17 protein-coding genes are annotated in these 21,807 nt (G+C 51.9%); 5 read left to right on the top strand and 12 right to left on the bottom strand.

All coding sequences use genetic code 11. From position 1 onward, the window contains the following. Nucleotides 1–153 precede the first annotated feature (153 nt). Together fmt and F3F96_RS03020 are read left to right on the top strand one after the other, a co-directional pair. Nucleotides 154–1,086: a methionyl-tRNA formyltransferase gene (gene fmt / locus F3F96_RS03025; protein WP_176961791.1), complete on the top strand. Its 933-nt coding sequence runs from the start codon at nt 154–156 to the stop codon at nt 1,084–1,086. Nucleotides 1,087–1,136: 50 nt separating this feature from the next. Next, entirely contained in the window at nt 1,137–1,976 is an 840-nt protein-coding gene (locus F3F96_RS03020; RefSeq protein WP_176961790.1) for an alpha/beta hydrolase, read from the top strand. 41 nt (nt 1,977–2,017) lie between these two features. Here the strand turns inward: F3F96_RS03020 and F3F96_RS03015 are convergent, their stop codons facing one another. The 4 genes from F3F96_RS03015 to F3F96_RS03000 form a co-directional block, all read right to left on the bottom strand. Further along, nucleotides 2,018–4,729 (bottom strand): cation-transporting P-type ATPase, encoded by a 2,712-nt coding sequence (locus F3F96_RS03015; RefSeq protein WP_176961789.1) that lies wholly within the window; start codon nt 4,727–4,729, stop codon nt 2,018–2,020. Nucleotides 4,730–4,879: 150 nt separating this feature from the next. After that, a complete protein-coding gene (locus F3F96_RS03010) occupies nt 4,880–6,169 on the bottom strand; it encodes a citrate synthase (RefSeq protein ID WP_206675265.1) in 1,290 nt (429 codons plus the stop codon). 110 nt (nt 6,170–6,279) lie between these two features. Beyond that, nucleotides 6,280–6,498, bottom strand: a complete 219-nt coding sequence (locus tag F3F96_RS03005; protein WP_176961787.1) for a hypothetical protein — start codon at nt 6,496–6,498, stop codon at nt 6,280–6,282. Nucleotides 6,499–6,537: 39 nt separating this feature from the next. After that, a complete protein-coding gene (locus F3F96_RS03000) occupies nt 6,538–6,711 on the bottom strand; it encodes a hypothetical protein (RefSeq protein ID WP_176961786.1) in 174 nt (57 codons plus the stop codon). Nucleotides 6,712–6,753: 42 nt separating this feature from the next. Between F3F96_RS03000 and F3F96_RS02995 the strand changes: the two genes are divergently transcribed. Then, nucleotides 6,754–7,701: a LysR family transcriptional regulator gene (locus tag F3F96_RS02995; RefSeq protein WP_176961785.1), complete on the top strand. Its 948-nt coding sequence runs from the start codon at nt 6,754–6,756 to the stop codon at nt 7,699–7,701. 78 nt (nt 7,702–7,779) lie between these two features. Here the strand turns inward: F3F96_RS02995 and F3F96_RS02990 are convergent, their stop codons facing one another. Together F3F96_RS02990 and F3F96_RS02985 are read right to left on the bottom strand one after the other, a co-directional pair. Then, entirely contained in the window at nt 7,780–8,142 is a 363-nt protein-coding gene (locus F3F96_RS02990) for a cytochrome c family protein (protein ID WP_176961784.1), read from the bottom strand. Between the two features lie 190 nt (nt 8,143–8,332). Further along, on the bottom strand, nt 8,333–9,055 hold the full coding sequence (locus F3F96_RS02985; protein WP_176961783.1) for a YebC/PmpR family DNA-binding transcriptional regulator: 723 nt from the start codon (nt 9,053–9,055) through the stop codon (nt 8,333–8,335). A gap of 245 nt (nt 9,056–9,300) precedes the next feature. On the opposite strand from F3F96_RS02985, the gene F3F96_RS02980 reads away from it, so the two are divergent. Both F3F96_RS02980 and F3F96_RS02975 read left to right on the top strand, forming a co-directional pair. Then, nucleotides 9,301–10,149, top strand: a complete 849-nt coding sequence (locus F3F96_RS02980) for an ion transporter (RefSeq protein WP_176961782.1) — start codon at nt 9,301–9,303, stop codon at nt 10,147–10,149. Between the two features lie 119 nt (nt 10,150–10,268). Further along, nucleotides 10,269–12,350 (top strand): diguanylate cyclase domain-containing protein, encoded by a 2,082-nt coding sequence (locus F3F96_RS02975; RefSeq protein WP_176961781.1) that lies wholly within the window; start codon nt 10,269–10,271, stop codon nt 12,348–12,350. 46 nt (nt 12,351–12,396) lie between these two features. On the opposite strand, the gene F3F96_RS02970 is transcribed toward F3F96_RS02975, so the two are convergent. The 6 genes from F3F96_RS02970 to hrpA all read right to left on the bottom strand — a co-directional run bounded on the left by F3F96_RS02970 (nt 12,397) and on the right by hrpA (nt 21,647). After that, nucleotides 12,397–12,861 (bottom strand): hydrogenase maturation protease, encoded by a 465-nt coding sequence (locus F3F96_RS02970; RefSeq protein ID WP_176961780.1) that lies wholly within the window; start codon nt 12,859–12,861, stop codon nt 12,397–12,399. Between the two features lie 2 nt (nt 12,862–12,863). After that, nucleotides 12,864–14,330 carry a Ni/Fe hydrogenase subunit alpha gene (locus F3F96_RS02965; protein ID WP_176961779.1) on the bottom strand — a complete coding sequence of 489 codons (1,467 nt, stop codon included), beginning with the start codon at nt 14,328–14,330 and terminating at the stop codon, nt 12,864–12,866. A gap of 138 nt (nt 14,331–14,468) precedes the next feature. After that, nucleotides 14,469–15,017 (bottom strand): NADP oxidoreductase, encoded by a 549-nt coding sequence (locus tag F3F96_RS02960; protein WP_370465488.1) that lies wholly within the window; start codon nt 15,015–15,017, stop codon nt 14,469–14,471. Further along, nucleotides 15,010–15,780 (bottom strand): 2Fe-2S iron-sulfur cluster-binding protein, encoded by a 771-nt coding sequence (locus tag F3F96_RS02955; protein ID WP_176961778.1) that lies wholly within the window; start codon nt 15,778–15,780, stop codon nt 15,010–15,012. Before F3F96_RS02955 ends, F3F96_RS02960 begins: the two co-directional genes overlap by 8 nt. Nucleotides 15,781–15,892: 112 nt before the next feature. Next, nucleotides 15,893–17,617, bottom strand: coding sequence for an NADH-ubiquinone oxidoreductase-F iron-sulfur binding region domain-containing protein (locus F3F96_RS02950; RefSeq protein ID WP_241697628.1), 1,725 nt, complete (start codon nt 17,615–17,617; stop codon nt 15,893–15,895). Nucleotides 17,618–17,759: 142 nt separating this feature from the next. Further along, nucleotides 17,760–21,647 (bottom strand): ATP-dependent RNA helicase HrpA, encoded by a 3,888-nt coding sequence (hrpA, locus tag F3F96_RS02945; RefSeq protein WP_206675264.1) that lies wholly within the window; start codon nt 21,645–21,647, stop codon nt 17,760–17,762. Between the last annotated feature and the right edge of the window lie 160 nt (nt 21,648–21,807).

The raw sequence follows: 21,807 nt of genomic DNA, 5'->3' as shown, positions 1-21,807 counted from the left end.
ACGAAGGGCACGAAGGGCACGAAGAGAGAGAATATACTGATTGCTGTTATTCCTTTGCGTTGCCGGGCAGGAAGCCCCTATGACGCGAACGCATGGACGCGTAAGAGCGGCCCTCTGTGACCTCTGTGGTGAATTGAATAAACTGGAGTTGAGATGCGCGTAGTATTTGCCGGAACCCCCGGTTTTTCCGTTCCCTGTCTACAGGCGTTAATCGATACCGACGGTATCGAGGTGGTCGGCGTGGTTTCCCAGCCCGATCGAAAGTCCGGACGTGGCATGAAGTTGACCCCTTCAGCGGTTAAACAGGCGGCTATCGATGCCGGTATTGATCTCATTACCCCTGAAAAGCTGCGCGACAATGAAGAGGCGCTGGCGTGGCTGAAGCGCAAGCAGTGTGATGTTCTGGTGGTGGTTGCCTTCGGCATGATCCTGCCCAAAGCGTGGCTGGATGCGCCGGCCATTGCTCCGGTTAATGTGCATGCCTCTCTACTGCCGCGCTGGCGTGGTGCTGCACCGATTGAGCGCTCGCTTCTGGCCGGTGATGCCGAGACCGGTGTCTGCATCATGCAGATGGAGGAGGGGCTGGATACAGGTGGTATCTATGCCTGCAAGATACTGCCGATTACCAGTGTAACAACCGGCTCAGAGCTCTGGTTTACACTCTCGCCAATGGGTGCTGAGTTGCTTGTTGAAACATTGCCAAAAATTGCAGCCGGATTGCAGCCTGAACCGCAGCCTGAAGAGGGGATCACCTACGCAAAGAAGATCACCAATGAAGAGCGCATTATCGAGTGGTCAAAACCGGCCGCCGAGATTGACCGGCTGGTGCGCTGTTTTTCACCGCGTCCGGGTGTGCGCACGCTGGTCTCGGGCAAATGGCTGAAGCTGATTGCCGGTCAGGTGATGACAGATTCACATCACATCTCAACAGGTCAGATTGTTGCTATATCAGAAGGGCTCGATATCGCCTGTGGCGATGGTTCAATCTACCGTGTTACTGAGCTACAGCCTGAGGGTAAAAAGGTTATGGCTGCAGCTGATTTTCTGCGTGGTGCGCAATTGCAAGCAGGTGACGCTCTCCCATAAACAGGGTGGCATCTGATGCCAGAACGGCTCTTTTAGGCTATGCTGTATATATGTTTATCATCAAACGACTGCTGCTGATCATCGCCTTGAGTTTCGCCGTTGTCTCGGGCTATATGGTGCTGTTTGAAGATCAGTTTATCTATTTCCCGAACCGGGAGATAAACACAACACCAGCTAATTCCGCCATGCCGTTTGAGGAACTGCTCATCTCCACCTCCGATGGTATCACCCTGCATGGCTGGTATATGCCTGTTCTTCTGTCACGTTTCACGCTGCTCCACTTTCACGGTAATGCGGGCAATATCAGTCACCGGCTGGCGCTCTATCGGCAGTGGCAGTCGATGGGTTTTTCCGTCTATGCCTTCGATTATCGCGGTTATGGCAAGAGTGAAGGCGAGCCCGGCGAAGAGGGCTTGTATGAAGATGCTCGTGCTGCCTGGTCTGATCTCACAATTCGTCTGGGCAAGAGGCCGGAAGAGGTGATTATTGTTGGCCGCAGCCTTGGCGCGGCGGTGGCAGCAAAACTTGCCAGTGAGGTGAATGCGGCCGGACTTGTGCTGGAGACCCCGTTCACCTCTATGGCTGATATGGCGGCTTACCACTATCCGTGGATGCCACTGCGCTGGCTGGCAAGAAGTCAGTTTGATACCGAGCTCATGGTCAAAGATGTTCATCTGCCGCTACTGGTGATTGCTGCTCGCGATGACACGATTGCGCCATCGTGGATGGGTGAACAGATATTTAATGCAGCAAATGAACCCAAATCCAATACTCTTCTTGCTGGTGGCCATAACGACTTCGATCACTACTCATTCATGGCTTATAGCGCTGCCTGGCGTGACTGGATCCGGATGCTGGAGAGAAGTCAGGATGATCGTGTGACGTTCTAATCTGCTCCTGAACCTCAGCAGCCTGTTTGATAGCTCACTCTCTATGCGTTGTCACTTTTGCGCCATCTGCGCAGCAGCCACTTCTCGATCTCCACCAGAAACAGTACTGAGCTGGCAACAGCCACGACCCTTAGCCATGCAGCAGCACTCATATCGGCGGTGCCGAACATCAGTTGCATCGGCGGCGCATAGGTGAGCAGCAGTTGAAAAATGATCAGAAGGCCGATGGCGTATAGCACATAGCGATTACCGAAAATGCCCTCGCGTGTCAGTGATGCAGCCAGCAGATAACGGGCGCTGAACAGATAGAAGATCTCAAACATCACCAGCGTGTTTACCGCCACACTGCGTGCCACCTCAAGGCTGCTTCCTTGTGCCTGCTCCCAGAGAAACAGGCCAAAAGTGCCAGTGACAATAATCAGCGAGACAAAGGTGATACGCCAGATGAGAAAGCCAGAGAGGATCGGTTCGGATGGATCACGAGGTGGGCGTTGCATCACATTCTGCTCTGATGGTTCAAAAGCCAGTGTAAGTGCCAGCGTGACGGCGGTAATCATGTTCACCCAGAGGATCTGGGCTGCAGTAATCGGCAGTACAGTGCCCATGGCAATGGCGGCAATAATAATGAACGCCTCGCCACCATTGGTAGGCAGGATAAACATGATCGATTTTCTCAAGTTGTCGTAAACCGTGCGCCCCTCTTCAACAGCGCGGGCGATGGAGGCGAAATTATCGTCGGTGAGCACCATCTCGGCAGCCTCCTTGGCCACCTCGGTACCGTTGATGCCCATGGCAACACCCACATCAGCGCGTTTAAGTGCCGGTGCATCGTTAACACCATCGCCGGTCATGGCGACTACTTCACCATTGGCCTGCAGGGCTGTAACCAGTTGTAGTTTCTGTTCGGGAGAGACGCGGGCAAAGACGCTGGTGCTCTGGGCAACCTGCTGCAGTTCATCACTGCTGTAGCGACTTATATCAGCACCGGTAACCACCGAAGAACCGTCGCCAATACCCATCTGCGCGGCGATAGCACGGGCGGTGATGGCATGGTCGCCGGTAATCATTTTAACCCGGATACCGGCATCCTGACAGGTTTTGACTGCCGCTGTGGCCTCATCACGAGGCGGATCGATGATGCCGACCATGCCGAGCAGGGTAAGCTCGGCATTCACATCACTGAAGGAGAGACTCCCCTGTTCAGCCGACGTGGTGCGAAAGGCGATAGCCAGCAAGCGCTGGCCGCGACCGGCAACAGAGTTCATGCAGGCTTCCCAGTGTGCCCGGTTTAGCGGTCGATCTTCGCCGTCCTGCCGTTGCAGGTGGCACATATCCAGTACCCGTTCCGGGGCTCCCTTGATATAGATAAAGCCATGGCCACTGTGATCATGATGCAGGGTAGCCATGAAGCGGTGTTCTGATTCAAACGGAATGGTGTCGATGCGTGGAAACTCTGCCTGCAGCTGCTGCTGTGGCAGGCCTGCTTTCATGGCCAGGGTGACCAGCGCACCTTCGGTGGGATCCCCCTGCATCTTCCATACGCCTGCGCTTTCACTGATGCTGGCATCATTGCAGAGCAGGGCTGCCTGAGCCATTTCGCGCAGTTGCGGATGATGCTCAAGCGTAATCTGCTCACCATCCTTAATGAACACGCCGTGCGGGTCGTATCCGCTACCAGTCACCTCGACGATGCCAGTGGCGGTGGTGACGCTGGTGACCGTCATCTCATTGCGGGTCAGCGTACCGGTCTTATCTGAGCAGATTACTGTGACTGAGCCGAGTGTCTCGACTGCCGGAAGACGGCGAATAATGGCGTTTTTTCGCGCCATGCGCTGCACGCCAATGGCCAGCGTGATGGTCATGATCGCTGGCAGTCCTTCCGGTATGCCTGCTACGGCAAGTCCAACAGCAGCAAGAAACATCTCGGCAGCCGTGAAGCCTTGAAACAGTACCCCATAGCCGAAGGTGAGGGCTGCAATGACAGTGATACCGATGGTTAACCACTGACCGAACACGCCCATCTGTTTGAGCAGTGGCGTGGTCAGGGTCTGTACATGGCGAAGCATACCGCTGATGCGGCCAATCTCGGTGGCATCACCGGTTGCCACAACAATGCCCTGTCCCTGCCCATAGGTGACCAGCGTGCCGGAGTAGGCGAGGTTTTTACGATCACCAATACTGGCGTTGTCAGCAACTGCTGGTGTGCTCTTCTCAGCTGGCAGTGATTCACCGGTGAGCATCGCCTCTTCAATACGCAGATCACGCAATTTAAACAGGCGCAGGTCAGCAGGCACCTTGTCACCGGACTGCAGGGATACGATATCGCCGGGAACCAGCTCCTCAGCACTGAGGCTGATAAAACGGCCATCACGTTTTACCATCGCTTTTTGAGAGAGCATATTGCGAATCGCATCCAGTGCCTTCTCCGCCTTGCCCTCCTGAATGTAACCGATGATAGCATTGATAATCACCACGCCGAAGATCACACCGCTATCCACCCAGTGGCCAAGCAGTGAGGTGATGATGCCTGCACCGATCAGTACATAGATCAGCACATTATGAAACTGTAGAAGAAAGCGAGTGAGCGGGCTCTGCTTCTCCTGTGGTTTGAGACGGTTGGGGCCATGCTGTTCAAGGCGCTGCTCTACCTGCGCACTGCTTAAGCCCTCTGCACTGCTCTCCAGCTGTTTAAAGACGGCATCACTCTCATGATGGTGCCAGAGTGGGCTTGTATCGAGGTTCTCTTCAGGCATCCGGATTCTCCTTTCATGCATTTACCATCAATAAAAAAGATGCAGAGGCATATTTTTAGTTTCGCATTAGAAGTGGAGCTTGTCTATCAGCAGCGCTGCCAGAAAAGCAGAGTGATGAGATAAACAGAGCGGCTGAAAAGCCTGAAATCACTATTTTGTGTTGTTGATATGGCGCAGGATATGGCCGGTGTAGAGTTGGCGCGGACGGTCAATGCCGTGGGTTGTATCGTTCTTCAACTCCAGCCAGTGACTGACCCAGCCGGAGGTACGGGCTACGGCAAACAGGGCAGTGAACATGCGGCGCGGAAAGCCCATGGCACTGAGCATGATGCCGGAATAGAAGTCGACATTGGGGTAGAGCCTCTTCTCAATAAAGTACTCATCACTCAGGGCAACACGTTCCAGCTCCAGTGCGATGGCCAGTAGCGGCTCATCTTCCATATTCAGGTGTTTGAGAACCGATCTGGTCATATCGCGGATAATGGCGGAGCGGGGGTCATAGTTTTTATAGACCCGATGACCAAAACCCATCAGGCGGAAGGGATCATTGCGATCCTTGGCGCGTCTGATGGCGTTAGGGATATTCTCTATTGAGCCGATCTCCTCAAGCATATTCAGCACTGCTTCATTGGCGCCACCATGTGCAGGGCCCCAAAGGGTGGCAATGCCTGATGCAACGCAAGCAAAGGGGTTGGCACCGGATGAGGCGGCCATGCGCACGGTGGATGTCGAAGCGTTCTGCTCGTGGTCAGCGTGCAGGATAAGAATAAGATCAAGCGCTTTGGCAATCACAGGATCTACTTCATAGGGTTCATTGGGTTTGCCGAACATCATCTGCAGCAGGTTGCCCGCATAATCGAGACGGTTATCCGGATAACGGGCCGGGCGACCGATGCTGTAGGTGTAGGAGGCGGCTGCTATGGCAGGCATCTTGGCAAACAGGCGGATAGCCGCCTTCATCTGCTGTTCAGGTTTACTGTAGTCCTGCAGATCCTGATAAAAGGCTGAGAGCGCACCAACCACGCCGACCATCACCGCCATAGGGTGTGCATCACGGCGAAAACCGCGATAAAAACTGATCACCTGTTCATGCAGCAGGTTGTGATCATGGATGGTATCGTTGAAGGCAGCCAGCTGAGAACTATCGGGAAGTTCACCATGCATCAACAGGTGGGTGACCTCGGTAAAGCTGCAGGTGTGAGCAATCTCTTCAATAGGGTAGCCGCGATAGCGCAAGATGCCCTGATCACCATCGATGTAGGTGATTGCGCTTTTACACGATGCAGTGGATTTAAAGCCGGGATCGAATGTTAGCAGGCCGTGCTGCTGATAGAGGGGGCGAATATCAATAGCCGCGGGCCCTTCGCTTCCCTGCAGGAGCGGAAGTTGGCCAGAGACGGGGTTACCATCGATACTGAATGTGACGTCGTGTTCAGGCATGCTTGATCGTAACATGTTGAGAAAAAGATGGAAGCTGCCGGATTTTCCAAATTTCGAGAGGCGTTGTCTCTTTCAATATCCGGCAGCTTCCATCAACGAAGGTTTTCACCTTAATGAGGCTGATTCTCTTCGTAACTCTCCTGGTCGGCAGAAGACTCCTCTTCACCACTATCTTCAACGGCCTCTTCACTCTCACCGGTATCAGTAGCAGGCTCTTCGATATATGTCTCTTCAGCATACTCGTAGGCCTCTTCGGCATTGGCCATCAGCGGCTGAAGTGCCAGTGCCATTACTGCAATCATCAATGTGGTGAGCGCTATTCTTTTCATTGGGTCTCCTTGTGCTATTGATAGCTATGAAAGTGATTCTTATCTGTCGATCGACTGTGAGAAGTGCTCTGTAATGTCACTGAAGTCATCACTATCCCAGCTCTCCCAGCTATCGAAATCATCACTCTCGCTGCTTGTTCTTCTCTGTTTGTTCTCTTTGGGCTGGTTATGCATATCTTTTCTGTTGTCTATACGGCCTTTTTTAGTTCTCATGTGACCTCCTCTGTTCGTGTTACCCAGGATATCTCTCATCATATGAGGTTTGTTGCGGGGGTGATGATCTTCAGTTGCAGGGGTGGTAGTAAATCAAATAATCTTGATCACGGTGATCAAGGACAGGTGCTTATGGATGTCGATCTGATTCGAACATTTCTGCAGGTAGCAAAAACCCGCCATTTCCGAAAAGCGGCCGAGCAGCTTTTCCTTACCCAATCGGCGGTGAGTGCCCGCATTAAACTTCTTGAGGAGAGGCTTGGTGCAAAGCTCTTTGAACGCAGTAAACATCAGGTCTCTCTGACCACGGCCGGTGTACGCTTTCTCTCCCATGCCGAAAACCTTATGGCATCATGGGTGGTTGCCTGTCAGGAGGTAAGACTGCCGGAGCGTACAAGTGCATCCATCGTGACTGGCGCGACCGATACCCTCTGGAATATTTTCCTGACCGATTGGATGATCGGAGCCAGTCAGGCAGATCCGGCCATGACGATTCGCGCTGAACTGCACACTGCTAACTCGCTGATGCCTTCGCTGCTGGATGGTTCTCTTGATGTTGCGGTGATGTTTGATGCGCCTGCGCTGCCACGACTGTATGTCGAGGAGCTGGGGCCAGTTCCATTGATTATGGTCTCCAACAGGCAAGATATCAGTGCGGAAGAGGCACTATCGACGCGATTTATCGATGTGGATTGGGGAGAGTCGTTCGCTGTCGCCATGCAGCAGCATTTTGGCACGGCAATCCCGGCATTTCTGCATACCAGTGTTGGTAAGGTAGCGCTTGAGATGATCCTGAAATCAGGTGGTGCTGCCTATCTTCCTGAGCCGATGGTGGCCAGCCACATGGCCAACAGGAATCTTTTCCCGGTAGTAGGTACACCCGTTATTGTCAGGCCTGCCTATGCAGTAGTGCTTGCAGGCAGGGAGGGGGATGCTTTGCTGAGCAGTATGATTGCACTGATGAAAGGTTGCCTGGAGAGTCGGCTATAACTCTGTTTAGAGTGTCTTAATATAAAAAAAACGGCCCATGTAATTACACAGGCCGTCTCTTACTCGTTATTATGTTGATTACAGTGCTTTCAGCTCTGCAACTGCTGCTTTAGCTTTATCACCACATACTTTCTGGTTAGGCATTTTAGACTTGCCACCAGCAGCTTTGGCAACATTTTTAGATTCGCAAAGCCATGCTTCCAGAGATGCATCATCCCATACTGCGCCGGCAGCTTTCTGAGACTCCAGATATGAACCATAGCTGAAACCATCAACGCTACCTTGTGGGCCGCCTGCTACGCCTTTCAGGCCAGGACCGACTTTCTTGGAGGTATCGAAGTTATGACATGCCTTACATTTACCCAGCGCGCTGGCTTCGGCAGTCATTACACCACCCATTACGAATGCAGCCGCGGCTGCAACAAACAGTGCTTTTTTCATGTTGATCTCCTTAGATAATATGACGGAGGGCCTCCCCGCCGACGCGTCAGGATACTCCCTGCCAATATCGGTCAGGAAGGCGGAAAAAATACACCTATTTTAGATGGGGTCGGCAGTGTGTCCCAGACTGTATAAAAAAAGGCCCCGGATATCTCCGAGGCCTTTCCTGGTAGATATTAACCAGAGGTGGTTACGCTTCCAATTCGGCGTTGTGATAAACCTTCTGTACATCATCATTATCATTCAGCGCATCAAGTAGCTGCTCAAATATTTCAACATCGTCACCAGTGAGACTAACGGTGGTTTGCGGCTCATAAGAGATATCATCCACTTCAAACTCAATGCCGGGCATCGCTTCGCTCAAGGCTGTTTTGATCTTGAAAAATTCGGTGTGGGGAGCCAGCACCGTGATCATGCCATCTTCGCTTTCGATATCGGTGACATCAATATCTGCCATCATCAGTGTCTCCAGCACTTCATCTTCATCATCACCTTTAAAGACGAACACAGCCTGATGATCAAACATGTGAGCCACTGTGCCCGGGCCGCCAAGCTTGGAACCATTTTTATTAAAGCAGACACGGACATCATTGTATGTGCGGGTGCCATTGTCTGTCAGACAATCGACAATCACCATGCAGCCGGCAGGGCCAAATCCCTCATAACGGGCAGTGGCATAATCTTCGCCGCCACTACCACGTGCTTTTTCCAGGGCGCGTTCAATCACATGGCTTGGCACCTGATCTTTCTTGGCATTATCCATCAAACGACGCAGTGAGAGGTTGCCATTGGGATCATCGCCACCATTTTTGGCGCAGACATAGATCTCCCTGCCATATTTGGAGTAGACCTTGGTTTTGGCGCCCGCAGTCTTGGCCATGGATTCCTTACGGTTCTGATACGCTCTTCCCATATTAACTCTCTCTTTATCACTAATTACTTTAGTCTCGGAGGGATTCGGATAACCGAATCAACGAATGACGGGCGATATGTTAATCGGGAATGGCTTGAGATGGTACTGAAGGATTTCCAAATAAAAAAATTCTTTCATATGAGAGTTTTCTGCTTCTTTCATGGTAAACGCCATTCAATCTTTTGACTTTTCATGGTACTTTATCGAAAGTGAAGAGATTCACTACAATGGAGGGTGGTTTAGGCATGGGTAAGCATAGTGATTCTCAATCAAATCCTGGAAGTCTGCGGCTAAAACTTGAAGGTTACCTCAACGACGTAGATTCAAGGGTTGCAAAATATGTAAATCTGACGCTGGTATCGCTGATTATTGTTTCTGTGATCTGCTCGATGCTGATTACAGTCAAAGCGCTGCCTGATGAGTACCGTGATGCCATCAAAGTAGCTGAGTATATGTTTGCTTCAATATTTCTGGTTGAGTATCTGATACGAATATTCTCCGCGCCAAACCGGCTGAAATATATGTTCAGTTTTTACGGACTTATCGATCTGGCTGCAATCCTTCCAATGTTCCTGTTCGGCTCAAATGAAACCTTTGCACTTCGCTTAGTGAGAACGATATCACTGTTCCGTATGCTAAAACTGATCCGCTACACCAGAGATGTGCAGGTGCTTCTCAGCTCGCTGAGTAAAAGCATGATGATTATCGTGATGCTCATTTCGGGGATTATTCTGCTGACCCTGATCGGTGGTAACGTCATCTATCTGGTTGAGCCTGAGAATTTTGATTCCGCCTTTGATGGCGTCTGGTGGTCACTGGTGACCATGTCGACGGTGGGTTATGGCGATTATGTGACACACACACTGGCCGGACGGATGGTTGCCGGAGCGGCCATGATTGTCGGCATTGTACTATTTGCCATCGTTACCGGCCTGATCTCATCGCGAATCTTTGAAGCAACGCGGATTTATGAGCGTGTTCACTGCCGTAGCTGCCACGCTTCCATTGAGCGGGAGAGTAATTACTGCTCATTCTGCGGTATTGAGAAACCGGATGAGAGCATCAATCAGCATAAACCTTCAAGAGCAGAGTAGGTTCTCCTTCTATAAGCTTGTTGCGCAGTTTGTGTGGAAATATTGTGATGCATGGAGGATTCCACTATGCTGATTGAGTCATGAGGTGTTTTCCTGCCTCTTATGGAGGGTCTTAATAGGTGACACGTTCGGTTAGCCTGAAAAGACGCATTCTACTGCCCCTTTTTATTGTGGGTTGGGTCATATTCGCCATTGCTGGCTATTTCCTCAACACTGTTGAGACCCGTCAACGTCATGAAGCTGTGCAGCAACAGGCCGAATCGTTACAGAGTCATCTGCAATCAGCACTCAAGAGCAAAAGCGATGCGATGGCCACCAGCCTCGATTTTATTGCGCGCGATAGTCAGCTGGTTGCAGCCCTGAAATCAGCGGATCGTCAACAGTTGCTGGTGCTTGCTTCCCCCCTCTATGAGCGCCTGAATAAGCAGGACAATATCACCCACTTCTATTTTCATGATGCAGCGCGAAGAAATATTCTGCGCGTGCATAAACCCGAGAAATATGGCGATGTGATTAACCGCTTTACAGCACTGGGCGCTGAGAAAAGTGGCTCTCTCTTCTCTGGACTAGAGCTTGGGCCGCTGGGTACCTTTACGTTGCGTTCCGTACTTCCGGTTTTCGAGAAAGGGCAACTGATCGGTTATATCGAACTGGGGCAGGAGATTGATCGCATCATTGAGCAGACCCACCACATGTTCAATGTTGAGTTGCTACTGCTGATCGACAAACAGTATCTGGTGCAGCGTAATTGGGAAGAGGGCATGCGCATGTTGGGCCGGTCATTTGACTGGCAGATGCTCTCTTCATCGGTGATTGTTTCCCAGAGCCTAGATCAGCTTCCCACTACGTTGCTCAATCGTGTAGATCGGGGTCGATCAGGTGGGGCTGATCAAGTCAGGGATGATATTGGCATGGACGGGCAGAACTACTGGTCTGCGACTATTCTGATCGATGATGCCGGTGGTCGTGGCGTGGCCTCTCTGGTGATGCTGCATGATATGACAGCCATTATGGAGAGTTCAAAAGCAGAAATGTATTGGTTCTTTGCACTTTCTGCAGTGATCAGCTGGTCTCTGTTTGCCCTTTTTTGGGTGGTTCTGGGCAGGTTTGAGCAGGAGTTGACTAGTGCCCGACGAGAGCTACAGGAGGCCAATGAATTGCGGGTAAAACGGGTCGAGTTGGCGCTGAATATTCAGCGAGTGCTTGATGAGATGCTGAATATCTCTCTGCCACCATTGACCATGAAAGAGGTGCTGCTCAAGTCGCTAGATGCAGTGCTGTCGATGTCAGTGTTTTCGATGCAGAACAAGGGGGCCATTTTTCTAACTATTCAAGGCGAGGAGAATCTGGAGATGGTGGCGCAACGCAACCTTCCTGATTCATTGATGCAATCCTGTGCCCTGCTGCCGTTTGGTAAATGCCTCTGTGGCAAAGCAGCCGCTACACGTGAAATCGTGTTTTTCAATCACCTCAATGAGCAGCATGAGATAAGGTACGACGGAATTCAGCCGCATGGACACTACTGCATTCCGATTATCTCAGAACACAAGCTGCTCGGTGTGCTTAATGCCTATGTTGAAGTGGGTCATGAGAGGGATGAGGAGGAAGAAGGATACCTGAAAAACGTCGCTGACACGCTGGCGATCGTCATTGAACGCAAGTTGGCTGAGCAGGAACTCGATCAACTGGCCCATATCGATATGCTCACGGGCCTTCCTAATCGCTCACTGTTTTATGATCGGCTGGATCAGATTTTGGCGATGGCAAATCGGCAACGAAGTGGTTTTGCTCTTTTCTTTCTCGATCTGGATCATTTTAAGGAGATCAACGATACACTAGGCCACGATATGGGCGATCTTCTACTACGACAAACCGCAAACCGGTTGCTGGGCTGTGTACGAAAATCCGATACGGTGGCACGTCTGGGAGGCGATGAATTCACTGTCATCCTTACTGAAACAAAGCGTCCTCCCGGATGCGTAGAGCTCGTAGCAAATAATATTCTTAAATCCCTGCTGGAGCCGTTTGAATTAAGCGGGGAGCACTGCAAAATAGGATGTAGCATAGGGATCGCCATTTATCCTGAGGATGGGGAAGATAGAGAGACGCTTCTCAAACATGCAGACAGTGCGATGTATCACGCCAAAAGAGAGCGAAATAGCTACTGCTTCTTCAATGGTAAACAGAAACCAGATTCATGAAACTGTCTGGATTGTTAATACAGGAGAGTGAGCCCCTTAGCGTAGTTCAGCCTTTTCGCCAATTTGTAAGAATTGGGTTGCTGCATAGTATTCGTGCGAATGATGTCGCGGCATCGAGGTTGGCTGATGCCTCTTCACTCAGGGATTCACCAAGTTCAAACCGGTAGCCGCGAATGCGCAGCAGGAAGGCTGGCGGTGCATCTGTGCCAAATACCTTATTATAAGCATACAGAACGGAATGCGGGGTCATGGCGTGAGAGGTGTAGCTGTCATCCTTCTCTGCAGAAATCTCAGAGAAGTGGAATGGCCCAGGACAGGAGGCATCGGCATCAGCGAACAGGATCAGCTCGCGCCCCTGCAGGTCGGTGACATACTCAACCTGTAGCTGCATATCATGCTGGCATTCGATATCAGCTAATCCTAGCGCTTGTATAGATTCAACAAGCTCCGGGCCCAGCGCATCATCGCCTCGGCCGGGGTTGCCGTAACCTAATATGAGAATCTTTGGCATGGTCAAAGCGTACGGGTGATACTGCCGTTTGAACCTTTTTCGATGCGGTCTACTGCCTTGCCATCACTGTCCTGAAGCTCGATCTCCAGTGGCATCTTGCCCAGCGCATGTGTCGCGCAGGAGAGGCATGGGTCATAAGCGCGAATGGCGACTTCCAGATGATTCAGTAGCCCTTCGGTAATCTCGTTACCATCCAGATACTCGTTGGCTACTGAACGCACCGATTCGTTCATCGCCTGATTATTGCTGGTGGTGGAGACGATGAGGTTGGCTTTTTTGATCGTACCATCCTCATTGACCTTGTAGTGGTGGAAAAGGGTGCCGCGTGGTGCTTCAATAACGCCAATACCTTCCTCGCGTTTCTCACCTTTCACCACCAGATCACTGCCGAGGATTTCGGGATCAAGCAGCAGCTCATGAATCGATTCAGCCGAGTGCAGCACCTCAATCATACGGGCCCAGTGATAGGCGAGTGTATCATGCACGTAACCACCGCCGCCAAATGCAACAAAGCTTTTGCGTGCTGCTTCAGCCAGTGGTGTAGAGATGAAATCACAATTGTTTACGCGTGCCAGCGGGCCAACACGGTACCAGCCGTCATCGCGACCCAGTTCGGTGAGGTAGGGGAACTTCATGTAACTCCATGAACGTACCTCTTCGCGGATAATGTTGTAGTAACCACGATAGTCGAACTGATCAAAGATTGGCGAGCCATCTGGTCGGCTGGCACGCAGGCCGCCATGATAGAGCTCCAGTTCGCCTTTGCCGCCAACCATACTCAGGTAGTTGCTGTTCAAACGACCAAAAGCGTGGTTCTCGGGATGTTCAGTATGAATCTTCTCATTCAGCGCTACCGCATCCTGTGCCCAGATCAGAACATCATTGATATCAGCAAGCAGGCGGTCGCGTTCATCAATAGTGAGTCCTTTGTTAACGCCGCCGGGAACAGTGGCTGCGCCATGTACACGTTTGCCGGAGATAACCTCAATCACCTGCTGACCATATTTACGCAGTCTTACCCCTTTCAGCGCCAGATCAGGAAAGTCTTCAATGACACCAACGATATTGCGATGCTCAAGATTGCTGCCGAAACCAAATAGCAGATCAGGCGAGGAGAGGTGGAAGAAGTGCAAGGCATGGCTCTGCAGTGTCTGACCGAAATGCAGCAGTTTGCGCAGCTTGGTTGCCGTTGGCGTCAGCTCATCCACACCAACCAGTTGGTCAACCGCTTTGGCTGCTGCCAGATGGTGGGATACCGGGCAGATGCCGCACAGGCGCTGCACAAAGTAGGGAACTTCCCAGTAGGGACGCCCTTGAATGAACTTTTCAAAGCCACGGAACTCAACGATATGAAAACGCGCTTCGCGCACATGATTCGCATCATCCAGCAGCAGGGTTATTTTTCCGTGCCCTTCAACGCGGGTAACCGGATCAACTGCGACACGTCTGAGATTTTCGTTCTCGCTCATCTGAACTCCCTGAAAGTCAAAACCGATCTACCACGAAGGTCACGAAGAACTCGAAAGGAATTCTGACCGCAACCGTGAGTGATCGTGTAGTTACTCTTTAATCCTTCGTGATCTTCGCGTGCTTCGTGGTTCAATATATTAATCATAATGTAGCATCTCTTTGGGCAGGCTTGGTTCTCTGCCTTCCAGCAGATCGGTCAGAATCTTTAAAAAGGCATCAGCCGAGGGCGGACAGCCCGGAAGATAGTAGTCCACCTTCACCACCTCGTGGATCGGGTGCACCTTGTTCAGAAGCAGGGGGATCTCAACATCGTTGGGAATATGCGGATTATCCACGCCGATCTCATCAAGGAATGCCTCTTCAAGGCACTCTTTGAGGGTGAAGTGGTTGCGCATGGCAGGTACACCGCCATTGATGGCACAGGCGCCTACGGCGATGATGATCTTGCAGTTGTCACGAAACTCTTTAAGCACATGCACATTATCGGCATTACAGAGTGCCCCCTCAATCAGACCGATATCACACGGTTCGCAATGTTTGATATCGTTGATGGGAGAGCGGCTGAATTCAACATGTTCCAGCAATCCGACAATGCGTTCATCCATATCGAGGAAAGACATATGGCAGCCGAAGCAGCCGGCCAGCGAGGTGGTGGCAACGCGTACCTTTGGTGATGAATCAGACACCGTAAACACCTCCCTCTTTTTCAGCAGATTCATCTGCTTCATCGTGATGGGTCGTCTTTTTCAGAATGAGCTCGTCCAGATCAGTTTCGGCGACCGAATGCAGATCGAAGGTGCGCCGACCAATCGGCACCTCATAACCGTGATCTTTGATCAGAATGGCGCCGACCGGGCAGATATGGGCAGCCATATCATCAAGTTCAATATCGGAATCGGCCAGCCTTCCGGTTGGTGAATTAACGATCAGATGGCGATTGCTGCCACGGCCTGAGATGGCAAAAACATCCTTGCCATCACACTCGCGGCTGGCGCGCACGCAGAGTTCACAGACGATGCAGCGATCACGATCAAGCACCAGTGAGCCATGTGAGGCATCCACCTCGCGACGGGGGTAAAACTGTGGAAAGTGACCATCAAGCATGCCCAGGTGATAACCGATCGCCTGCAGTGTGCAGTCGCCGGTTTTCTCACATGACGGGCAGAGGTGATTGCCTTCAATAAACAGCATCTGGGTGATGGTTTTCCGCGTCTCATTGAGAGCTGCTGTATTGTTTTCAATCTCCTGTCCTTCTTCTGCAGGCATGGTACATGAGGAGACGGCACGGCCATTCACATCCACTGTGCATAGTTTGCAGCTACCATGCGGAGAGAGGCCGGGTTTGTGGCAGAGGTGGGGGATATAGATATCAGCGGCAAGGGCTGCATCCATAATCGTCTGTCCCTCTTTAAAGGGAACTTCGATGCCATCGATTTTGATTGTAGTCATTTTGTTTTACCCGATTTACCACAGAGGACACGAAGAGCACGAAGAAGTTCAGGGAATGAATGATTATTCCATTCTTCGTGAGCTTCGTGTACTTCGTGGTTCAAGGTTCTGTTCATAAGTGAGCCTCCGCATCGTCACGGTTTGTGAGGGATCTGGCCTCTTCCAGCGAAGCGTCAAGGTTGAATTCCGGTTCCATCTCTTTGTGTAGTAGTTTCGCTTCAAATAGCTGAGGGAATGATTTTATGCCGTCACGAACCGGATTGGGTGCAGTCATGCCGAGGCCGCAGTGTGAGCGGCGGGATACAAGTGCGGCAGTGCGCTGCAACTCATCGAGATCATGGGCAGTACCATGTCCACTGCAAATTTTATCCAGACCATTTTTCAGCAGTCTTGTGCCAACCCGGCACGGGGTACAGAAACCACAGCTTTCATGGGCAAAGAAATGGGTGAAATTACTAATCACCTCTAACAGGTCGTGTGACTTATCAAAGATCATAAACGAGCCACCGGTAGCGATATCCTCAAAGGCGATGTGATTCGAGAAGTGATCTTCTCCGATCAGACGGCCAGCCGGGCCACCGACCTGCACGGCCTGTACATTTTCTGCGCCTGCATCATCGAGAATCTGCTGAACGGTAGTGCCGAATGGATATTCGTAGATGCCGGGGCGCGCGCAGTCACCTGAAACCGAGAGCAGTTTACTGCCCTTGGATTGCCAGGTGCCACTGGTTTCAAACCACTGGTGCCCATGCAGTGCGATTCTGGCAGCTGCAACCAAGGTCTCTACGTTATTGACGACGGTCGGTTTACCCCACAGGCCGCTTGTGACCGGGAATGGTGGCCGAATGCGTGGAATGCCCGGTTTCTCTTCAATTGATTCGATCAGCGCAGACTCTTCACCGCAGATATAGGCACCTGCACCCACCACAATGGAGATGTCGAAATCAAAACCGGAGCCAAGAATATTGCTGCCCAACAGGCCAGCTTCATGCCTGCTCTGCAGTGTGGCCTGCAGCGCATCCAGCATATAACGGTATTCGCCGCGCAGATAGAGATAACCCTGTGTTGCTCCGATGACCTGTCCACAGATGGTCATGCCTTCAAAAAGGGTGTCGGCATGGCTGTTGAGCAGGATGCGATCTTTAAATGTGCCCGGTTCGCCCTCATCGGCATTGCAGACAACATAACGGAGATCACTATCTGCATCACGGCAGAGTTTCCATTTCAGGCCGGTGGAGAAGCCTGCTCCGCCACGTCCTTTCAGACCTGAAGCGGTGATTTCATTGAGGATCTCATCACTGCTGCGCCCGGCTATAGCTTTCAGGGCCGCGCCGGCTTCAAGCGATTCGGTTAACAGTAGCCCCTCTTTGCGGATGTTGTTGCCGATCTGGAACCAGCTGGTTGGCCATGCTGAAACAGGAGTCTCTGATTCGATCAGGCTGGCCATCTCTTCAATAATCTGTTCAGAGAGCGATGTAATGGTAAGACCATTGACCAGTGCGGAAGCGCCATGATCACACATGCCGATGCAGGAGGTTTGGCCGATGGAGATCAGGCCATCACTACGTGTCTGGTCAACGCTAACCTCAAGTCTGTCGCATAGCTGTTGCATCAGTTTCTGATCACCACAGCTGGTGCAGTTACTGAATAGAATATCAAAGCGCCCGCGCGGTGCACGGTGAAAGAAGGCGTAGAATTCGGTGACAGCCTCCACTTGAGCACGTGGCAGTTTCAGGCGGGACGCAATCTCACAGATGGCCTGATCAGAGATATAGAGGAACTGTTGCTGATGCTCGTGCAGGACGTGCAGCAGATGTTCGGGGGGGTATGGGGTCATATAAGTCATCGCATTGGATATGAAGTAACAGGTACGGAGTGAAGGCATTCTACGACCTTTCAATGCAGCTGGGAAGCAGAAGCTGACCTGCCGTATCACTTTGAGTCAGATGGTGGTGACCAACTGAAATGCGTGGTTTTTTCTAGCGCAGAGCCTGCCAGAGTGACTCCATTTTTTTGAGTGAAACAGGGGTCGATGTCTTTAGCTCCTGTGCAAAAAACGATACACGCAACTCTTCAAGTAACCAGCGAAATTCATCGATGGCTTCCTTGTTCTCCTGCAGCTTTAGTAACACCTCACGACGGGCAGCATATTGCACCCAGAGCTGTTCGACGGCCGCATTGTTCTGGCTGTCCTGTTTAAGATTGCGGCCAGCTTTGCCAAGGCGAATAGATGCAGCTTCAATGAAGCGGGGAAGCTGGGTAAGCCAGTGGCCAGGTGTCGCAGCGATAAAACCCGGATAGACGAGCCTCTCCATCTGGCATCTGATATCACTGGCAACGAGCTGCAGTTGTGGCGAGCGTACCGCATCAAGCGCAGTGAGCAGATCAGTGTGGCTGGTAAGTGCCGCACTGACAGCATCAGCTAGTTTGGTCGCCTCTGCCACGATGCGAGGACGCCCCCTGTCCAGCCGCTCCTGAAATTCGGATGTTGTGCGCGGCAGAGGATCGGCCATGAAGATTTCATCAAAGGCGGTCTGAATCAGTTCATCTTTGAGTGTGACCGGATCACCGATCAGGGCATAACGCAGTGCCAGCTTTTGCAGTTGCGGCGTGTTCTTTTTGAGCATCTCCACCTGTTGGTGCAGATGTAACATCAATAGTTTTCTCAAACCCTTACGCATCACCTGTGCAGCTTCGTGGCGACTCTCAAAGATCCGGATGGCAACACTCTGTCCGTTATCTTGCAGGGCTGGAAAGAGCTGTAGCTGCAGCCGCTGGCGTGTCGTGGTCAGCGACTCCGGCAGATCGCCGAAATCCCAGCGGGTAATGCCATCTCGCTCCAGCTTCTGCACCGTATCGATGGCCTGCAGGCTCTGGCGGCTATTTTCTGCATGTTTGGTTTGCAGCACTCTGAGGTCGCTGCCAATCTCGATAGTTTTGCCACTTTCACCGGTGACTTTGAATTTCATACGCAGGTGCGATGGCATGGCTTCGATATTCCACTCACCCCGATGCGGTTTAATGCCGGTCATGCGTTCAAGCTGTTGCGAAAATGATTCCAGAAGCTCTTCCTTAGCGAAGGCCATGCTCTCCATCGCGGCTTGAGCAAACTGCGGCGCAGGTACGAAGTTGCGCCGTGTTGCTTTGGGCAGGCTTTTGATCAGCAAGGTCAGCTTCTCTTCCAGCATACCCGGTACCAGCCACTCGAATCGGGTAGCATCAAGCTGGCCGAGCACCGGCAACGGCACGACCAGTGTCACACCATCGGCTTTGTGAGTCGGATCAAAGTGATAGCTATACTTGAGTTTCAGTTTCCCATCCCGGTAAAAATCGGGGAAAAGATTGCTGTTGATGGCTTTGGCATCACTGTGCAGTAGATCCTTTTTATCAAGGTAGAGAATCTTCGGGTTCTTCTGCTCTACCTGTTTACGCCACTGCTCGAACAGTTTGCCGCTATAAACGCTCTCGGGAATGATGGCATCGAAGAAGTCGAATGCTACCTGCTCCTCGGCCAGCAGATCGCGGCGTCGTGATTTAGCCTCAAGTTTCTCGAGTTCATTGATAAGACGCTGATTATGGCTGAAAAACTTGCCATGGCTGCGATACTCGAACTGCACCAGAGCATGGCGAATAAACATCTCACGGGAAATCTCAGGATCAATTGGCCCATAGTGGATAAGGCGCCTGCCGATGATGGGTAGGCCATAGAGGCTTACCTTCTCATAGGCGGCAACCTGGGCTCGCTTGCTCGACCAGTGCGGTTCGCTGTAACTCTTTTTGATCAGGTGGGGGGCAAGCTCCTCCAGCCATGCCGGATTGATGGCTGCAGCTGAGCGACCATAAAGGCGGGTGGTTTCAACAAGCTCGCCGCAGAGCACCCATTTCGGTGGTTTTTTAAACAGCGATGAGCCTGGGAAGATAGAGAAACGGAGATTGCGCGAACCCATATAGTTGCGCTTCTCCTGATCATAGAGGCCGACATGACTTAACAGTCCGGCCAGCAGGGCACGATGAATCTCATCGGGTTTGGCCGCTTCGCGGTTTGGCGTCATCTTCATCTCGCGCACGATGGCCAGCAGCTGTCCGTGGAGGTCGTGCCATTCACGCAGTCTGATATATGAGAGAAAACGATCATGACAGAGCTTGCGCAGTTTTGAACGGGAGAGGTGACGCGCCTGCTCATGATACCAGTTCCACAGTTTTAACCAGCTCAGAAGATCGGATGTCGGGTCGGCAAACAGCCTGTGCTTCTCATCGGCCTGCTGCTGTTTGTCCATGGGTCTGGTGCGCGGATCCTGCACCGAGAGGGCTGAAGCGATAATCAGCAGCTCATGCAGTGAGCGTTCGTTATCAGCCTGCAGAAGCATGCGGCCAATGCGCGGATCGACCGGTAGTCGTACAAGCTTTCTGCCAATCGGGGTCAGTTTCTTCTGGTTATCAACCGCCTGCAACTCCTCCAGTAGCAGATATCCATCAGCAATTGCCTTCTTCTCCGGCGCATCCATAAATGGATAACTGCTCAGTTCACCCAGGTTAAGATTGCTCATCTGCAAGATCACACTGGCCAGATTGGTGCGACGAATCTCCGGGTCGGTCTGGGCGGGACGATTGTTAAAACTCTCCTCGGAGTAGAGGCGGATGCAGATGCCTGCAGCAATACGGCCACAGCGACCAGAGCGCTGGTTGGCCGAGGCCTGTGAAATAGGCTCAATCGGCAGTCTCTGCACCTTGGTGCGCGCAGAGTACCGGCTGATGCGGGCAAGACCGGAATCGATCACAAAGCGGATGCCGGGCACGGTCAGTGAGGTTTCTGCCACATTGGTTGCCAGCACGATGCGGCGCCCTCTGTGGCTTTGAAAAACCTTGTCCTGTTCGGCAGGTGAGAGGCGGGAGAGCAGGGGAATCACCTCGGTGTTGGTCATGGCGTGCTGATGCAGCGCCTCAGTGGCCTCACGTATCTCTCGCTCACCCGGCAGAAAGACGAGGATATCACCCAGCGGATCTACTATTGCCGCTTCATCCACCGCATCAACAATGGCCTGTGGCAGGTCACGATCCCGGTCATCCTCGTCCCCTTCAATGGGTCGATAGTGAATATCAACAGGATAACTGCGTCCGGAAACCTCAATGATCGGTGCTTTGTGAAAGAATTCGGAGAAGCGTTCTGTATTGATCGTAGCCGAGGTGATGATTACCTTCAGATCGCGCCGTTTGGGTAATAGTTGCTGTAGAAAGCCGAGCAGGAAGTCGATATTCAGGCTGCGCTCATGCGCCTCATCGATGATGATGGTGTCATAGGCCAGAAGCAGCGGATCCCCTTGAATCTCGGCCAGCAGGATTCCGTCAGTCATCAATTTAATGTAACTGCTCTTCTTGGTTTGATCAGAGAAGCGCACCTTATAACCGACACATTCACCGACCTTGCCACCTAGCTCCTGGGCAATTCGGGTGGCCACCGAGCGGGCGGCGATACGACGTGGCTGGGTATGGCCGATCTGGCCTGCGATACCGCGTCCCAACTCCAGGCAGATTTTCGGGATCTGGGTGGTTTTTCCCGAACCGGTTTCACCGGCGATGATCACTACCTGATGCGCCCTGATGAGTTCAGCAATCTCATGACGTTTGCCTGAGACAGGCAGCTCTTCCGGATAAGTGGGTTGTGGCTGGTTGCTTTGGCGTTGTTGATAACAGTGCGTGGAGCGCTCAATCTCTTTGGTTAGTTTGGCTAGTGACAGGTCAATCGGTTTTCTCTGTTTCAGTCGGTGAGAGAGTCCATGCAGTTTTTTTGAGAGGCCGCGACGATCCACAAGCATGCAATGCTCAAGCTTGCCGAACAGCTCATTTATCGTTTGAGAATCACCAGTCATAAGAGCGGGGCAGTATATCGGATTGCTGCTTTGGCGCACCTTGATGTTGGAATTTCACATTTTGGCTGAATCTTTGCTATACTGATCTCAGTCGCCTGTCTGAAAAGTTCAATGGGCAGGCAGGCGGCTTCCTTTTATCTTTCTTATACCTTCTGCATCC

It is taken from the genome of Mariprofundus sp. NF, assembly GCF_013387455.1.
GTDB lineage: Bacteria > Pseudomonadota > Zetaproteobacteria > Mariprofundales > Mariprofundaceae > Mariprofundus.
This window is presented reverse-complemented; position numbering and strand designations above follow the sequence as displayed.

Bases quoted from the DNA above. Each gene is read 5' to 3' on its own strand.
- fmt (WP_176961791.1), top strand. From the start codon at position 154: ATGCGCGTAGTATTTGCCGGAACCCCCGGTTTTTCCGTTCCCTGTCTA.
- F3F96_RS03020 (WP_176961790.1), top strand. From the start codon at position 1,137: ATGTTTATCATCAAACGACTGCTGCTGATCATCGCCTTGAGTTTCGCC.
- F3F96_RS03015 (WP_176961789.1), bottom strand. From the start codon at position 4,729: ATGCCTGAAGAGAACCTCGATACAAGCCCACTCTGGCACCATCATGAG.
- F3F96_RS03010 (WP_206675265.1), bottom strand. From the start codon at position 6,169: ATGCCTGAACACGACGTCACATTCAGTATCGATGGTAACCCCGTCTCT.
- F3F96_RS03005 (WP_176961787.1), bottom strand. From the start codon at position 6,498: ATGAAAAGAATAGCGCTCACCACATTGATGATTGCAGTAATGGCACTG.
- F3F96_RS03000 (WP_176961786.1), bottom strand. From the start codon at position 6,711: ATGAGAACTAAAAAAGGCCGTATAGACAACAGAAAAGATATGCATAAC.
- F3F96_RS02995 (WP_176961785.1), top strand. From the start codon at position 6,754: ATGAGGTTTGTTGCGGGGGTGATGATCTTCAGTTGCAGGGGTGGTAGT.
- F3F96_RS02990 (WP_176961784.1), bottom strand. From the start codon at position 8,142: ATGAAAAAAGCACTGTTTGTTGCAGCCGCGGCTGCATTCGTAATGGGT.
- F3F96_RS02985 (WP_176961783.1), bottom strand. From the start codon at position 9,055: ATGGGAAGAGCGTATCAGAACCGTAAGGAATCCATGGCCAAGACTGCG.
- F3F96_RS02980 (WP_176961782.1), top strand. From the start codon at position 9,301: ATGGGTAAGCATAGTGATTCTCAATCAAATCCTGGAAGTCTGCGGCTA.
- F3F96_RS02970 (WP_176961780.1), bottom strand. From the start codon at position 12,861: ATGCCAAAGATTCTCATATTAGGTTACGGCAACCCCGGCCGAGGCGAT.
- F3F96_RS02965 (WP_176961779.1), bottom strand. From the start codon at position 14,330: ATGAGCGAGAACGAAAATCTCAGACGTGTCGCAGTTGATCCGGTTACC.
- F3F96_RS02955 (WP_176961778.1), bottom strand. From the start codon at position 15,780: ATGACTACAATCAAAATCGATGGCATCGAAGTTCCCTTTAAAGAGGGA.
- F3F96_RS02950 (WP_241697628.1), bottom strand. From the start codon at position 17,617: ATGACCCCATACCCCCCCGAACATCTGCTGCACGTCCTGCACGAGCAT.
- hrpA (WP_206675264.1), bottom strand. From the start codon at position 21,647: ATGACTGGTGATTCTCAAACGATAAATGAGCTGTTCGGCAAGCTTGAG.